We start from the raw sequence: 15,474 nt of genomic DNA, 5'->3' as shown, positions 1-15,474 counted from the left end.
ATCGCCCCATTATGCCGTTTTGACCAGGAAGAGCATGTTCTTACCCCACCCACCAGAAGAGCATGAGGAACCCGTGGCTCAGCCGCTTGCCGATGCGCACTTCGCGATTGTGGTGCTTGCAGTGACGTCGGTAACGCTTATAATTTTCGTTCTGATCGTCACGCTTTGGATGAGCTAGTGTTTATCAACCGGACCTGAAAGGAGTGAGGGATGGAATCGCGCGATGATAAACTGATTGCGATTATTGGGCTGCTGACGGCTTGCCTGATTGGTGTCACCTTTCTGTTTCTGATGACATGGTTTAACGACAGCCGTCTTACCACGCCCGTCGACCATGTCGATGTACAAACCTGCTATCCTAAACCGCCCACCGGTCAACGCTGAACGCGCTGACTGAATTTAATCTGCTGGCTTCGTAGCACCAGTGCCAGATTCTCGTGTACCGTTCGGTTGCCGTTCGGATCGGCCAGCCCTAACAGTGAGCCTGGCGACCGTCTGTCATCGGCCCAGGCCGGATACTCAACCACCGGGTACAGAGAAATCCCTTCCATCGCGATACCCTGATCCAGCGCGACCATAACATTTTCACTGACTTCCTGCAGCCAGGGGGCCCGTGCCTCGCCTTCTGCGCCCGTCTCAGCGATTAACATGGGGCGCTGATAGCGTTGCCAGTACTGGGCCAGTAACAGGTGGAGTGGGGCCCGTACGGGATCGTCTCTGTCCATGGGCTGATCGGGAAAATACCAGTGGTTATCGGGGTAATAATTCAGACCCAGAATATCCAGATACTCTTCGCGCCCGCCCAGTTCCTTATCAAGGCGACCGGCCAGCATATCCCATGCCTCAAACTGAGCCTGATGTTGGGCATCGGCCCCGGGTTTACTGTCGGGGTTATCAGGATGATGGGCAATCTGTACCAGCGGATCGGTAAGGACAAATCGCGCCGCGGGAATCACGTCGCGAATCGCCTGTATCGCCGCCAGAGAGGCACGGACCAGTTGCCGTTTTAACTCTTTTCCGCGCTGACTGACGTGAGGATTAAACCAGGCCACCTCCGCACCCGCCCAGGACCAGAACGATATTTGGTTAATCGGGGTAAAAAAGGGCTGTTCGATTCCCCGATCGCGCAGCAATGTCGCCATCGCACGGGCATAACGTTCAAAATGATCGACAAAGCTGGCTTTCCAGATAGTGAGATGGTCCGGATAGCCAAAATGGGCCAGCTCCCAGATGACCTGCAACTGTTGATCCCGCGCCGCATCGACCATGGGTAAAAAGCTACGCCAGTCGTACTGGCCTGGCGTTTTCTCAATCAGATGCCAGCGCGCACCGTCACGTGCGGTCAACAGGTGCAAGTCGACCAGCGCGGCATAGTCTTTTCTGAACAACATATCGTGGCCACTGCTGATCACCATATCCAGGCGCTTACCTGGCGTGCGGCAGGCGGTGGAGCAGGGAAAACTGCCCTGAAAAAAGCTTTGAAACAGACGGGGTTGATGGTGTACGTGATCGTCAGTGATAGGCTGGTTGCGCATATTCCTCTCCTGCCGGACAAATGTCGGTCACAGATCGTTGGAGTAAGTCTAGACTAAAAAACATTGCTTTCAGTCTTGCAGCTGCGCAACCGCGACTGGCATCCCGTGCCGCGCGAAGGAATAATAATAAATGACCGTAAGATTCAGGGACTCTCCATGACCGAAGCGTTTAATCTTCCCCAGCCTGCACCGAGCCAGAGTTGGCTTGAGCAACGGCTTGTTCCGCCCGGGCTGCGTCATCCGGGGCTAAGCGGTATTCATCCGCTGAGTGACGGGCTGGATGCCTTTGCTGCCCGTTACCTGCTGATGGAAAAAGCGACAAAGACGCTGGATATTCAATACTATATCTGGCAAAACGACATGTCTGGTCGGCTCCTGTTCAGCGCCATGCTGGATGCAGCCAATCGCGGCGTGAAAGTCCGGCTCCTGCTCGATGATAACAATACGCCAGGGCTGGACGATACGCTGGCGCAGCTTAATCATCATCCAAATATTACCGTCAGACTGTTCAACCCCTTTTCCTTTCGCACGTTGCGCGCCTTGGGTTACCTCACTGATTTTGCACGCCTCAATCGTCGTATGCACAATAAAAGCTTTACCGCCGATGGCATCACCACGGTGGTGGGTGGGCGCAACATTGGCGATGAATACTTTGGGACAGGTAACGAACCGCTGTTTGCCGATCTCGACGTGCTGGCAATTGGAACCGTGGTCAAGGAAGTGGCGGAGGATTTTGAACGCTACTGGCACAGTAAACCGGTTTCCCCTTTGGACGATGTGCTGGAACAGGACGTGACGGCACATCCTGAGGTCGTTCTGCCTCCCGAATGGCGTGAGAACGAGGGCGTTCAGCACTATCTGAAGCGACTGAGCCATTCGCCACTGATTCAGCAACTGACGCAGGACAGCTTACCGTTTGTCTGGGCAAAAGCCCGGCTGTTGAGTGACGATCCGCGCAAGGGGCTGGGTAAAGCCCGTCGCAAATCGCTTCTGCCCCAGCGCATGCTGGAGGTTATCGGTTCACCCCAGCGTCAGTTTGATATCATTTCCGCCTACTTTGTTCCCACCCGCGCGGGCGTGGCGCAGTTATTGTCGCTAAAGCGTAAAGGCGTGAAAATTGCGATTCTGACGAACTCTCTGGCAGCGAACGACGTTTCTGTTGTGCATGCCGGTTATGCCAAGTGGCGCAAAAAGCTCCTGCGTCATGGCATCGCGCTGTATGAGTTAAAGCCGCAGGCGGGCGTAAACGATGCGCCGCACGATCGCGGGTTAACCGGGAATTCTGGCTCAAGCCTGCATGCGAAAACCTTCTCGGTAGACGAAGCCATTCTGTTTATTGGCTCGTTTAACTTTGATCCGCGTTCCGCCGTGTTAAACACGGAGATGGGACTGGTGATCGAAAGTGAAACCCTGGCCACGGAAACCCACCGGCGCTTTAGTGAATCCATGCGTGACAGAGCCTGGACATTGCAACTGGATAAGTGGGGCCGGGTAAACTGGCTGGAATATCCGGGCGAAGCGCAGCAGGTTGTGCATAAGCATGAGCCCGGCTGTAACTGGTGGCAACGTCTGCAGGTCCGGCTGGTCTGGCGGCTGCCTATTGAGTGGCTACTGTAATAAAAAAGGCGACCCGGATGGTCGCCTTTACCTTAACGCTTTTGCGGTTTACCGGAGAACAGAAAGCGCAGCAGAGGAATGCGCAGGTGCAACTCATACAAAATGAAGGAGGCACCAAACACCATTAAGAGGCCCAGAAAAAAGCCAAACGTGTTGTTGTGCAGATGCGGCGTCATAAAAATTCCGTACAGCAGGGTCAAAGGGTGATGCACCAGGTAAATGAACAGGGAGGCATTGACCAGGTACATGATCTGAGGAGAGTGAGAATTCAGCCATTTATGACCCAGGCTGTAACAAACGTTCAGCATGCAAAGCCCCATCATGCTGCTGATCAGCGCGTCGGTTTCATACAGCCAGCCTTCGCCACTGTTCAGCCGTTGGTTTGCAATGTAGGCGACCAGCATCACGACGGCCCCAACGTACAGCAGCGGGTTTGCCCGGACAAACAGCGTTTTCAGCGCCTGATGTTTCCAGCTGAGGGCACCCAGCATAAAAAACGGCAGGAAGAACAGACACTGCATAACGGCAAAGTTAAACAGCGCATCGCCCAACAGGGAAGGGTGGGCATAAAAAATCGCCCGCCGTACCGCTCCCCAGAGCACGGCCCACAACAACAGCCCCAGAGCCAGCTTTGTCCAGCCGACACGTTGGTAGTCAATATTGCGCTGCTGATCGCGTAGCCAGCGGAAGGTGAGCATGCCCAGTGTGGTAAGCAATACCAGCACCAGCAAAAACCACAGGTGCGAGATCAACTCCCACATCAGCGTATTGTACTTGTCATACAGCGACAAATTGTTCCAGTTCGACAGCTTTGGTGTCCAGGCTTTCAGCATAAAGAACTGCGGCAGCGTGATCAGCGGAACCGCGGTGAGCATCGGAATCCCGACGCGCTCTAAGCGGACTTTCAGAAAGCGCTGAGGCTGATAGCGCAGATAGAGCATATAAGAGAAGTAGCCCGAGATAACAAAGAACACCTGCATACGAAACGAATGAATAAAATCATTGAGGGTAGTGAGCCATAGTGAGGCATCGTGGCTGTTGACGGCCCATGACTGAGACGAATAGATCAGGGAGACGTGAAACGGCACGCCTAACAACATCAAACAGGCCCGAATGGAGTCGAGAAAATATTCACGCTCAGGTTTTTTTGTACTCATAAAGTTCCAGTTCGTTAGTACGTTTTAGGCGGTTTCGCCCTGAAACCGTTTTATGTTGGAGGGAAATTCTAGCTGGAGATAACAGAGTATACTATCAGTTGAATCTCAGTTGAGCCCGTAACGTTTAATTGTCCTAAAATCACCTCGCGAGTAGATGATTATCGGGAACATTGTTGTGCATATGCTGTCGGAAAGCCGAATTATCCATTAAGATAAGCGGGTTTGTATTAAGCACACGAAAGGGGGGGATGTGCTGACTAATGTAAAAAATAATGTGGGGCTGACGAAAATGCGCTGGATTGGCGCAGCGGTCCTGCTGGCTTTGTATGCCAACAACAGTTGGGCGTTTAACTTTGATGATGTCGCGAAACAAGCGAAAGAGTTGTCTGGAAAAAGCTTTGAAGCGCCAAAAAGTAATTTACCCTCTCAGTTTCGTGACATGAAATTTGCTGATTATCAGCAGATTCAGTTCAACCACGATAAAGCGTATTGGGGCAAACTGCGTACGCCGTTTAAGCTCGAGTTTTACCATCAGGGCATGTACTTTGATTTGCCGGTGAAGATCAATGAAATCACCGCCAATACCGTACGTGAGATCAAATACAATCCTGACTATTTCAACTTTGGCAACGTGAAGCACGATGCTGATGCGGTTAAAAACCTTGGCTTTGCCGGTTTTAAAGTCCTGTATCCGTTGAACAGCAAGAATAAGAAAGATGACGAAATCGCCAGCTTCCTGGGGGCCAGTTATTTTCGTGTGATTGGTGCAGGCCAGGTATATGGTCTGTCTGCCCGTGGTCTGGCGATCGATACCGCGCTGCCGTCAGGTGAAGAGTTCCCGCGTTTCAAAGAGTTCTGGATTGAACGTCCAAAACCCCAGGACAAGCAGTTAGTGATTTATGCGCTGCTGGATTCTCCACGTGCCACCGGTGCCTACCGTTTCACGATTCACCCAGGCCAGGAGACTACCGTCGATGTTAAGACGCAGGTCTATTTGCGTGACAAGGTCGGTAAACTGGGCATCGCGCCGTTAACCAGCATGTTCCTGTTTGGCCGCAATCAGCCATCGACGGTCTCGAATTTCCGCCCTGAACTGCATGATTCGGACGGTTTGTCGATCCACAGCGGCAATGGTGAATGGATCTGGCGTCCACTCAACAACCCGCGCCATCTGGCGGTCAGCACCTACACGATTGAAAATCCGAAAGGCTTCGGGCTGCTGCAGCGCGGACGTGATTTCAATAATTATCAGGATCTGGACGATCGTTACGATCTGCGCCCAAGCGGCTGGGTTGAGCCATTAGGCGAGTGGGGCAAAGGCCATGTTGAGCTGGTGGAAATCCCCACCGCTGACGAAACCAACGATAACATCGTGGCGTTCTGGACACCGGAAAATCTGCCGGAACCCGGCAAAGCCATGGACTTTGACTACCGTCTGCACTTTGGCCGTAATGAAAACAAGCTGCATTCAGATGATGTTGCCTGGGTCAAAGATACGCTGCGCTCGGCGGGCGACGTGAAGCAGTCAAACCTGGTTCGTCAGCCGGATGGCACCGTGGCCTTCACCATCGATTTCGTAGGGAAAGACATGAGTGAAATGCCGGCCGACAGCCAGGTTGCGCCTCAGGTCAGCGTAGGTAAAAACGGGGAAGTGGTGGAACAGAGCGTTCGCTACAATCCGGTTACCAAAGGCTGGCGCCTGGTTCTGCGTATCCGGGTTAAAGATAACAAGCAGGCGACTGAAATGCGTGCCGCGCTGGTAAGCGGTGACAAAACATTGACGGAAACCTGGAGCTATCAGTTACCTGCCAATGAATAATCTGACTTTTACACCTCAACGCTATGTAGAAGCCCTGCCGCTGGATGCGGCAGGAAAAGCGCGTCTGGCGGCGTCTTTACAGAATGCCCAGACGTTCCATCAACTGCACGAATCGCTGGGTCAGGATGTGGCCGCCAGCGATCGTCCTGACGATGCACCGCTGAAGTCCGTTTCATCACGTATTGAAATGGCCTGGCCTGATTCCCTCGCGGGTGGTGCACAGCTAGGCAAAGACTATCTGGAACGTACCACCCTGAAAGTGATGCCAAAGGTGAAGCGTTCACTGATGTTTCCGGAAGCCTGGCGCACTAACCCGCTGGCACGTGCCTGGGACTCATTACGGGGTCATAAGGCGGTTCCGCGTTATGCCACGGCGGAAGAGCAGCGCGCAGAAGAAAAATGGCGCCATGTCGGTTCTGTTCGCCGCTATATCCTCCTGATTCTTACGGTGTTTCAAACCGTGGTGGCAACGTGGTACATGAAGACCATTCTGCCTTACCAGGGCTGGACGCTGCTGGATCCGATGGACATGATCAACCAGAACTGGCAGCAGTCTGTCATGCAGATTCTGCCTTATGTGTTGCAGACGGGAATTTTGTTCCTGTTTGCGATTCTGTTCTGCTGGGTGTCGGCGGGCTTCTGGACAGCACTGATGGGCTTTTTACAACTGCTGATCGGTCGGGATAAATACAGCATCTCTTACTCGACAGTCGGGGATGAGGCGCTGAATCCAGAGCACCGTACCGCGCTGATCATGCCCATCTGTAATGAAGATGTGGGCCGTGTGTTCGCAGGCTTGCGCGCCACCTGGGAATCCGTTGTGCGTACAGGCAACGCTGAGCACTTCGATGTCTATATCCTGAGTGACAGCTACGATGCCGATATTGCTATTGCTGAGCAAAAGGCCTGGATGGAGCTGGTGCGTGATGTCGGTGGGGCAGGAAAGATCTTCTACCGCCGTCGCCGTCGTCGTGTGAAGCGTAAGAGCGGCAACATTGATGACTTCTGTCGTCGCTGGGGCAGCAACTATAGCTACATGGTCGTACTGGATGCGGACAGCGTCATGAGCGGGGAATGTCTGACCGGTCTGGTGCGCATGATGGAAGCGAACCCGAATGCCGGGATCATTCAGTCGTCACCAAAAGCGTCCGGAATGGATACGCTGTATGCGCGCTGCCAGCAGTTTGCGACGCGTGTTTATGGGCCGTTGTTTACCGCGGGTCTGCATTTCTGGCAGTTAGGGGAATCGCATTACTGGGGCCATAACGCCATCATCCGTGTGAAACCGTTTATTGAGCACTGTGCGCTGGCACCGCTGCCCGGTGAAGGGTCTTTTGCGGGATCCATTTTGTCTCACGACTTTGTGGAAGCGGCACTGATGCGCCGTGCGGGTTGGGGCGTATGGATTGCCTATGATCTGCCTGGCTCGTACGAGGAATTGCCGCCGAATCTGCTGGATGAGCTTAAACGCGATCGCCGCTGGTGTCATGGTAACCTGATGAACTTCCGGCTGTTCCTCGTTAAAGGGATGCATCCGGTCCACCGTGCGGTCTTTCTGACGGGCGTGATGTCATACCTTTCAGCCCCGCTGTGGTTTATGTTCCTGGCGCTGTCCACCGCCCTACAGGTGGTCCACACGCTGATGGAACCGACCTACTTCCTGCAGCCTCGACAGCTGTTCCCGGTCTGGCCGCAATGGCGTCCTGAACTGGCGATTGCGCTGTTCTCCACCACGCTGGTGCTGCTGTTCCTGCCGAAGCTGCTGAGTGTGGTGCTGATCTGGTGTAAAGGCGCGAAACCTTACGGTGGCGCACTGCGTCTGTTTGTGTCGCTGCTGCTGGAAATGCTGTTCTCGGTTCTGCTGGCACCGGTGCGCATGCTGTTCCACACCGTATTTGTGGTCAGCGCGTTCCTGGGCTGGGAAGTCGTCTGGAACTCACCGCAGCGTGATGATGATGCAACGCCCTGGAGCGAGGCCTTTAAACGTCATGGCTCGCAGATGGCATTGGGTATCGTATGGGCAGCCGGAATGGGCTGGCTGGATCTCAACTTCCTGTGGTGGCTGGCGCCTATTGTCTTCTCAATGATTCTGTCACCGTTTGTCTCAGTGATGTCGAGCCGTTCGGGGCTGGGCCTGAAGACCAAGAAGGCGAAGCTGTTCCTGATTCCGGAAGAGTATGATCCGCCAAAAGAGCTGATCGATACTGACCGTTACGTCGAGCTGAACCGCCAGCGCGTCCTGAAAAACGGCTTTATGCACGCGTTGTTTAACCCGGCGTTTAACGCACTGGCGACAGCGCTGGCGACCTCACGGCACAAGCACAGCCAGTTGTTAGATCATGCGCGCGATCGGCGGGTTGATCAGGCACTGAGCGATGCGCCCGAGAAGCTGGGTCGTGAACAACGTTTGCAGTTGATCAGCGATCCGGTGGTACTGGCGCGCGTTCACACCCGTTTGTGGGAAAGTGGCGAGAAATACCATCAGTGGGTAGAGAGTTATCAAAAACTTTCGCTCAATCCTGACGCGCTTCCGCATCAGGCATAATGAAAAAAGCGGCAGAGATGCCGCTTTTTTTTGCCCCTGGCCCGACACAGACAGCAACATTATTTTGCAGTTTTACGTAAACAGGATGGTAACGCCACCTGAGTCGTGATTAAAATGACGGCTGTCTAACCTGAGTCGCTATTGTGAATAAACTCGTTATGTTAACGCTGCTGTCCCTCGCTATCGTTACGCTGAGCGGCTGTGGCAGTATTATCAGCCGTACCGTGCCCGGACAGGGACACGGTAACCAGTTTTATCCCGGCGTAAAGTGGGACGTCAGGGAGGGGGCATGGCGGATTATCACCATTCTCGACCTGCCGTTATCACTGGTCGTCGATACGTTGCTTATTCCGGTCGACGCCAGCCATGGACCTTACACGTAACCGCGATCGGAATCGCTGTTATCGTCTTCCCACTCTTCGGCGGCAGCCTTACCTTCTTCACTGTCCAGTGGAGGCTCAAGCTGAAATTCGCCATCGTCCCATTCATGCAGCGTGTTTTCCGCTAACCACTCCTGACGCAACTCAATCTCATCGAAGTCACCGTCAAAAATTGCCTGAGCGGCTTCACCACTGCGAATCGGTAAACATTCGCCTGAATCCCCTTCGTCTTCGAAGAACTCTGCCTGCCACATGATATCGCCATCCTGCATAACATATTTTTGCAGACCGAACTGATTGATAGCTGCATCATCTTGCTCAAGGTCTGGATGGTTGGCGAGAAACTCTTCACGCGCAGCGTCAATCGCTTCTTCCAGTGTAGTGAACATACTCATGCTTCTCTCCTTGCCTGATTAACGTGATTTCAGTGAAGGATAGACCAAAATCGCAGGAGAGAAAGTCAGTGCGTCAGAGGACGAATATGTCTGGCGGTTCGGCAGGCAAAATGATGTGATGAAATCAGGCGGTACATCGTGCTGGCTTGTCTCGCGGAGAAGGTCATCACAGCAGTTCGATGCCCCAGCGTTTCAGCAGAACGGCCCAGAGAACGAATACGATAAGCGTCAGGACGCAGCTCAGTCCCAGGGTAAGCCAGAAGCCTGTACGCTGATACAGAAAAGGAAACAGGATAAACATGGGCAAGGTCGGCACCACATACCAGAAGGTGTACCAGGCGTGGGCGGCAATTTTGGTCTGCGCTTGTCCTTCCAGTTTCATCCAGACAAGCACCAGAATCGTGACCAGTGGCAGCGCCGCAAGCAGGCCGCCAAGACGATCGCTGCGTTTTGCCGCTTCCGAGATCACCACCACCATCAGAGCCGTTATTGCATATTTTGAAAGCAGCCAGAGCATCGTTTTCTCCTGTTCAACCGCAACGCATCACCCAGCTTAACATGAAGGACATGCCCGACGGTGGAATGGGGGCAGGCGAGGTCGCACCGCCACGTCGGGCGCAGAACAAACGGTTTACCACCCAAAGAAAAAGCGCTGCCCGCATCGGTGCCGGGCAGCGGTGAGGTTAATAGCGCGAAGGTTCGCCTTCAGGGCGGGTTTTAAAGCGGCGATGCAGCCACATGTACTGCTCAGGTGCCAGCAGTACGCCTTCTTCCACCACTTTATTCATGCGCGCGGCGGTGTCCTCTTCGCTGGTCAGCGGAAAATCAGCGCTGACATCAGGCAAAATGATCAACTCGTAACCGCGTCCTTCCGGCAGACGGCGCGGCACAAACGGGATAACCGCCGGTTTTCCGGTACGCATTAACATATGTGTCCCTACGGTGGTGGCGGCTTTGTCGACGCCAAAGAAGGGCACGAACACGCTGCTGCGGGGACCATAATCATGATCGGGCGCATACCAGATGATATCTCCACGTTTTAAGGCCCGGATCATGCCTTTCAGATCCTTACGATCCAGCATGCCTTTATTGGAGCGCATACGACCGCGGGTTTGTAACCAGTCGATCAATTTATTGTCATTCGGCCGGTAAACGCCAATACCGGGATTATGAATGCCAAACATACGCGCGCCAATTTCCAGCGTCAGGAAATGCATACCGATAAGTAACACGCCGCGCTGGGTATCATGGGCCTGCTGGATATGTTCCAGACCGGAAGGTGTGTGCCATTTATGAATCCGCCAGTCGGGCCAGAACCAGGCCATGCCGGTTTCAATCAGACCCATGCCCACAGATTCAAAATTATGCTTAATCATGGCTTCACGATCGTTGGTCGGCATATCCGGAAAGCTCAGTTCCAGGTTGCGGCGAGCAATGGCCACTCGTCGCTTCATAAACCGCATAGCGATACGGCCAATACCGCTACCCAGCGCGTAGAGCAGGGGATAAGGTAACAGGACCAAAATATAGAGAAAAATGATACCCAACCAAGTCAACCAATAGCGGGGATGAAAAAGTGCACGTGAAAATTGAGGCAATTGGGTCATCTTGAATACTGTTATCCTGCGTCGTGCACCTGCGGTGCTGTTATTCGTCAGTTGCGGTTATTGTGCCATTTTTTTCCCCGCGGCTGAAATGTTAGAGCATTTCTCCGGGTGTTGCAGAAGATGAAAATGAGGGCACAACACCATCGCGCAACGAAATTTACCGTTTTACCTATCAATTTTTCTTATACGCTTCGCATTTTTTTCATTTCAGGTATGATGTGCGCGCTAAATTTCTTCTATTGATAACAGGAACGAACACCATGCCAGTGTTACACAACCTTGTTTCCAATAAAGAGCTGAAGGCGCGTATGTTGGCCGAAACCGAACCGCGCACCACAGTCTCTTTTTACAAGTACTTCACCATTGCCGATCCCAAAGCCTTTCGCGATGCGCTCTATGTCGGGTTAACCGCATTAAAGGTGTTTGGTCGCATCTACGTTGCCCATGAGGGCATCAATGCGCAGATCAGCGTGCCAGCCAGCCAGTACGAGGCTATGAAAGCCTTTTTGTACGGCTTTGATCCTGCGCTGGACAATCTGCGCATGAATATTGCGCTGGATGATGATGGCAAGTCGTTTTGGGTGCTGCGCCTGAAAGTGCGCGATCGCATCGTGGCTGACGGGATTGAGGACGACACCTTTGATGCCAGTAACGTCGGCAACTACCTGAAAGCGGCCGAAGTTAACGCCATGCTCGACGATCCTGATGCGGTCTTTGTCGATATGCGCAATCATTATGAGTATGAAGTCGGGCGTTTCGATAACGCATTAGAGGTGCCTGCCGACACGTTCCGCGATCAGCTGCCCATGGCCGTGGATATGCTCAAAGACAAGAAAGACAAAAAAATCGTGATGTACTGCACCGGAGGGATTCGCTGTGAAAAAGCCAGCGCCTGGATGCGACACAACGGTTTTCAGGATGTTTATCATGTCGAGGGTGGGATTATTGAATATGCTCGTCGGGCGCGGGAACAAAATTTACCGGTGCGTTTTAAAGGTAAAAACTTTGTTTTTGATGAACGCATGGGCGAGCGTATATCGGATGATGTTCTGGCGCATTGTCATCAGTGTGGTGAGCCCTGCGATACGCACGTCAACTGCGTCAATGATGGTTGTCACTTACTGTTTATACAGTGCGAAAGTTGTGCCGAGAAGTATGAGCACTGCTGTAGCCCGTTGTGCCAGGAAGAAGCCCGTCTGTCGCCTGAAGAACAGCGTGCCCGTCGGGCGGGACGTGAGAATGGCAATAAAATCTTTAACAAGTCGCGTGGCTTGCTGAATATGACCATTCCGGCACCGACGCGGAAATAACCGACCCCGCCTGAAGGCCGACTTCAGGCGGGTGTTTTGTTACTGACGGACGCCTTCAACAGAGATAATTAACTCGACGTTCTGCGAGGCAGGGCCCAGGTCATGGGTGATATTAAAGTCTTTCAGCGCAATCTCGCCTTCAGCTTCAAAACCGGCTCGATAACCGCCCCACGGATCTTTTCCTTCGCCCATCATTTTGGCTTCCAGCGTCACCGGTTTTGTCACGCCATTCAGCGTTAAATCCCCGGTGACCGCCAGTTTGTCACCGTCTTTTTTCACGGAAGTCGATTTGAACGTCGCGGTGGGATGTTTCGCCACGTTCAGAAATTCAGGGCCACGAATATGTTTGTCACGCTCGGCGTGGTTGGTATCCACGCTGTTGGTTTTAATCGTGACATCGACTTTATCGGCGGTGGGATTGTCTGCATCGAAGGTGAATGAGCCATCAAAATCTTTAAACGTCCCATACAGCCAGCTGTAGCCCAGATGCTGAATACGGAACTGAACAAAGGCGTGCTGGCCTTCTTTATCGATTTTGTAATCGGCGGCATTAGCGGTCAGTGATCCCAGCAGCAGGGCAGTAGCGGTAACAGCCAGAAGCGTTTTTTTGAACATATCATTTTTCCTTTTCAGAGGGAGAGTGGATGCGCAGTCCCAGCATCCTTTTCAGGGTGATATCGCGGTCAATAAAGTGATGTTTTAACGCGGCAAGACCATGCAACACCGACAGCACCACGATGCTCCACGCCAGCCACAGATGAATATTTCCTGCTAAATCCGCCTGTTCACCCGCGCCACTGAATAACGCCGGTAACGAGAACCAACCAAAAACAGACACGGGTTTGCCATCCGCAGTCGAGATCAGATAGCCACTCAGCAGAAGGGCAATAAGCAGGCTGTAAAGCAGCCAGTGCACGAACACTGCCGCGAAGCGCACCGCAGGAGAATAGCTACGCAGCGGTTCAGGGGGCGGCGAAAGCACACGCCATACCAGCCGGATGACCAGCGCCAGCATTAATAACACGCCGATGCTTTTATGAATGTCAGGCGCGTTATGGTACCAGCTGTCGTAATAGCTCAGGCCAACCATCCACAGGCCCAGCGCGAACATGGCATAAATAACCACGGCCATTGACCAGTGCAGAAAAATCGTGAGTAAACCGTAACGGGTGGAGGAATTTGTCAGCGACATTGTGCTACAGCATCAAAGGAATACGTGGAAACAAGAATCTACAGAATGAAACACAAAATCAATGATGCTTACTTTTTTATAAATTTATTGGTGCTGGTGCAATGGGTTTGGTGAACCGATTTGACTATGCGCAGGATTATTGAATAAACGCACTTATCTGGCGGCGGCATGACGTGACTGATGGAGAAAACATCTCTGAAACACCTGGCTGGCAGAAGAAAAAGCGGTAAAACGGGCTGGCGTGTAAATCTGTGTCAATGCGGCGCGGTGCACTGCACGCGCGCCGTACGGTCAGGCGTGAAAACGCGATAAACGGAAAGGGGTAAGATCGAAACTGAACGGTTTGTTCTGTGCAAACTGACTGGCGAGTTCACCCAACACGCTGGCAAATTTAAAGCCATGCCCGCTTAAACCGGTGATGATCAGACGATTCGGTTCGCCCGGAAGTGTATCAATGATGAAATCCTCATCAGGACTCACGTCATAGCTACAGGCTTCACCGTGCAGGCAAACCCCAACGCCCGGTAAAAACTGACGGAGAAACCGGAAGGCTTCACTGCCATCGGCGGAAAGGCTGCCGAACGGCTTGCGGTCTTCAGGTGTTGTCATTAGCTGACCACCATCATGACGACCGACTTTTAAGGCATTGTTGTCCGCCGGGAAACCATAATACTGACTGCCATCCGGCATTTCGCAGGTGAAGCCAGGAAACGCATTGTTTTCACTGTAGCGGCCATCAGCCTGATACCAGGCAAACACCTTACGCTTAGGGGCGATGGGCAAATCGGGGACCAGTTTACTTACCCAGGTGCCCGCACTGACCAACAGTTTGCGGCCACGGTAAAGGCCATCGAGCGTGGTAACCTGTTGCAATTCGCCGTCACGCCGGATCTGAGTAACCGGGCAGTTAAACAACTGCGCGCAGCCCTGTTTTTCTGCCAGCTGTATCCAGCTTCGAACCGCCTGTTCACTTTTTAAAAAGCCAGAGTTTGGTTCGAAAACGCCCAGATATCCGTCAGGAACCGCCAGCTGTGGCCAGCGCTTGCGCACGTCAGCCGCCTGCAGCACCTCGACAGGGAGCTGCCAGGTTTTGGCGCTGCTTACGACGTTTTGAATAAATTCAGACTGGACAGGCGCAAGATTCAGGACACCGCAACGATGCATAATGCGCTCGCCCGCCTGCTGTTCCAGTTCATCCCACAACGTTTGCGCACGCAATACCAGCGGTACATAGCGTTCGCCCTCGCCATAGGCATGACGAATCAAACGGCTTTCTCCGTGATGAGCACCCTGATGATGGGGAGGATGTGCGCTGTCAATCATCAGTACGGAAAGGCCAGCCTGGGTCGCATAATAGCCAGCCGCTGCACCCACTGAACCGCCACCGACCACAATGAGATCGTAAATCATGAAAATGGAACTCCTGAAAGGGTTACATAATCAATAGCATACCAGAAAGTCCATGAAAAAAGGCACCCGGTTGGGTGCCTCGCTGATGCAGCAGTATTAATGCTTCTTTCGTAGTCGTTCTACTTGCTCGGCAGATTCAATCTTAGCGATGCCCGCTTCGAGAATAGAGATAAATTGCCTGGCTACATCAGTCGTCAGCCAGTAGGTCGGGCCGACGTCCGCGTCTTCTTCAGTTTGATCCTGCGACGAAAGGGAGTGCAGACGGATCATCATCGCATCATAGCTGTCAACAGTACTGATATCCCAGCCCACCAGAGGATGGGTCTGAATTACATCTTTCCGACTGTCCATTATAACCTCCTTATTACTCGTTAAACGAAGTGCATGATGAGGTTCAATGCGGCTTTTAATTTCCACTGCGAAACAATTATAACAGCAAAATGGCGATTCACTGATTAAAACGTATCATGGAAAGCCTGAATGCAGAATGATTATCTCTAAAACAGT

16 protein-coding genes are annotated in these 15,474 nt (G+C 52.8%); 7 read left to right on the top strand and 9 right to left on the bottom strand.

What is annotated here, in order from left to right; all coding sequences use genetic code 11:
- Positions 1-34: 34 nt before the first annotated feature.
- Both C1N58_RS10465 and C1N58_RS10460 read left to right on the top strand, forming a co-directional pair.
- Entirely contained in the window at positions 35-178 is a 144-nt protein-coding gene (locus C1N58_RS10465; protein WP_006118788.1) for a hypothetical protein, read from the top strand.
- Positions 179-210: 32 nt separating this feature from the next.
- The gene (locus C1N58_RS10460; protein ID WP_367143172.1) at positions 211-384 is read left to right on the top strand and encodes a hypothetical protein; all 174 of its coding nucleotides are present in this window, start codon (positions 211-213) and stop codon (positions 382-384) included.
- Here C1N58_RS10460 and C1N58_RS10455 read toward each other — a convergent pair.
- Positions 375-1,535 carry a glycoside hydrolase family 1 protein gene (locus tag C1N58_RS10455; protein WP_033737580.1) on the bottom strand — a complete coding sequence of 387 codons (1,161 nt, stop codon included), beginning with the start codon at positions 1,533-1,535 and terminating at the stop codon, positions 375-377. The two genes, C1N58_RS10460 and C1N58_RS10455, sit on opposite strands and share 10 nt — an antisense overlap.
- 156 nt (positions 1,536-1,691) lie before the next feature.
- Here C1N58_RS10455 and C1N58_RS10450 point away from each other — a divergent pair, with 156 nt between their 5' ends.
- Positions 1,692-3,152 (top strand): phospholipase D family protein, encoded by a 1,461-nt coding sequence (locus C1N58_RS10450; RefSeq protein ID WP_039341167.1) that lies wholly within the window; start codon positions 1,692-1,694, stop codon positions 3,150-3,152.
- Between the two features lie 32 nt (positions 3,153-3,184).
- Here C1N58_RS10450 and mdoC read toward each other — a convergent pair whose 3' ends face one another.
- A complete protein-coding gene (gene mdoC, locus C1N58_RS10445) occupies positions 3,185-4,309 on the bottom strand; it encodes a glucans biosynthesis protein MdoC (protein ID WP_033737578.1) in 1,125 nt (374 codons plus the stop codon).
- Between the two features lie 280 nt (positions 4,310-4,589).
- Here mdoC and C1N58_RS10440 point away from each other — a divergent pair, with 280 nt between their 5' ends.
- From C1N58_RS10440 to C1N58_RS10430, 3 genes are all read left to right on the top strand, one after another.
- On the top strand, positions 4,590-6,128 hold the full coding sequence (locus C1N58_RS10440; protein WP_172677658.1) for a glucan biosynthesis protein G: 1,539 nt from the start codon (positions 4,590-4,592) through the stop codon (positions 6,126-6,128).
- Positions 6,121-8,673, top strand: coding sequence for a glucans biosynthesis glucosyltransferase MdoH (gene mdoH, locus C1N58_RS10435; protein WP_394564161.1), 2,553 nt, complete (start codon positions 6,121-6,123; stop codon positions 8,671-8,673). The genes C1N58_RS10440 and mdoH overlap by 8 nt, the downstream gene beginning before the upstream one ends.
- 158 nt (positions 8,674-8,831) lie before the next feature.
- Entirely contained in the window at positions 8,832-9,056 is a 225-nt protein-coding gene (locus C1N58_RS10430; RefSeq protein WP_033737575.1) for a YceK/YidQ family lipoprotein, read from the top strand.
- Here the strand turns inward: C1N58_RS10430 and C1N58_RS10425 are convergent.
- The 3 genes from C1N58_RS10425 to C1N58_RS10415 all read right to left on the bottom strand — a co-directional run bounded on the left by C1N58_RS10425 (position 9,047) and on the right by C1N58_RS10415 (position 11,055).
- Positions 9,047-9,448 carry a MysB family protein gene (locus tag C1N58_RS10425; protein WP_033737574.1) on the bottom strand — a complete coding sequence of 134 codons (402 nt, stop codon included), beginning with the start codon at positions 9,446-9,448 and terminating at the stop codon, positions 9,047-9,049. The genes C1N58_RS10430 and C1N58_RS10425 overlap by 10 nt on opposite strands.
- Positions 9,449-9,614: 166 nt before the next feature.
- Complete coding sequence (locus C1N58_RS10420) at positions 9,615-9,965, bottom strand: DUF3147 family protein (protein WP_058701399.1); 351 nt, start codon at positions 9,963-9,965, stop codon at positions 9,615-9,617.
- Positions 9,966-10,131: 166 nt separating this feature from the next.
- The gene (locus C1N58_RS10415; RefSeq protein ID WP_006118797.1) at positions 10,132-11,055 is read right to left on the bottom strand and encodes a Kdo(2)-lipid IV(A) acyltransferase; all 924 of its coding nucleotides are present in this window, start codon (positions 11,053-11,055) and stop codon (positions 10,132-10,134) included.
- Positions 11,056-11,315: 260 nt separating this feature from the next.
- On the opposite strand from C1N58_RS10415, the gene C1N58_RS10410 reads away from it, so the two are divergent.
- Positions 11,316-12,365, top strand: a complete 1,050-nt coding sequence (locus C1N58_RS10410) for an oxygen-dependent tRNA uridine(34) hydroxylase TrhO (RefSeq protein WP_033737572.1) — start codon at positions 11,316-11,318, stop codon at positions 12,363-12,365.
- A 39-nt stretch (positions 12,366-12,404) separates the two neighbouring features.
- Here C1N58_RS10410 and C1N58_RS10405 read toward each other — a convergent pair whose 3' ends face one another.
- The 4 genes from C1N58_RS10405 to bssS form a co-directional block, all read right to left on the bottom strand.
- Positions 12,405-12,980 carry a YceI family protein gene (locus C1N58_RS10405; RefSeq protein WP_162286204.1) on the bottom strand — a complete coding sequence of 192 codons (576 nt, stop codon included), beginning with the start codon at positions 12,978-12,980 and terminating at the stop codon, positions 12,405-12,407.
- Between the two features lies 1 nt (position 12,981).
- Positions 12,982-13,557 carry a cytochrome b gene (locus C1N58_RS10400; RefSeq protein WP_394549690.1) on the bottom strand — a complete coding sequence of 192 codons (576 nt, stop codon included), beginning with the start codon at positions 13,555-13,557 and terminating at the stop codon, positions 12,982-12,984.
- A gap of 291 nt (positions 13,558-13,848) precedes the next feature.
- Positions 13,849-14,967 (bottom strand): N-methyl-L-tryptophan oxidase, encoded by a 1,119-nt coding sequence (gene solA / locus C1N58_RS10395; protein ID WP_394564160.1) that lies wholly within the window; start codon positions 14,965-14,967, stop codon positions 13,849-13,851.
- Between the two features lie 96 nt (positions 14,968-15,063).
- Positions 15,064-15,318 (bottom strand): biofilm formation regulator BssS, encoded by a 255-nt coding sequence (bssS, locus tag C1N58_RS10390; RefSeq protein ID WP_006118802.1) that lies wholly within the window; start codon positions 15,316-15,318, stop codon positions 15,064-15,066.
- Positions 15,319-15,474: the final 156 nt, after the last annotated feature.

It is taken from the genome of Pantoea sp. SGAir0180 (assembly GCF_043546245.1).
The sequence above is the reverse complement of the archived record's forward strand: the minus strand, read 5'-3'. Positions and strand labels throughout refer to the sequence as shown.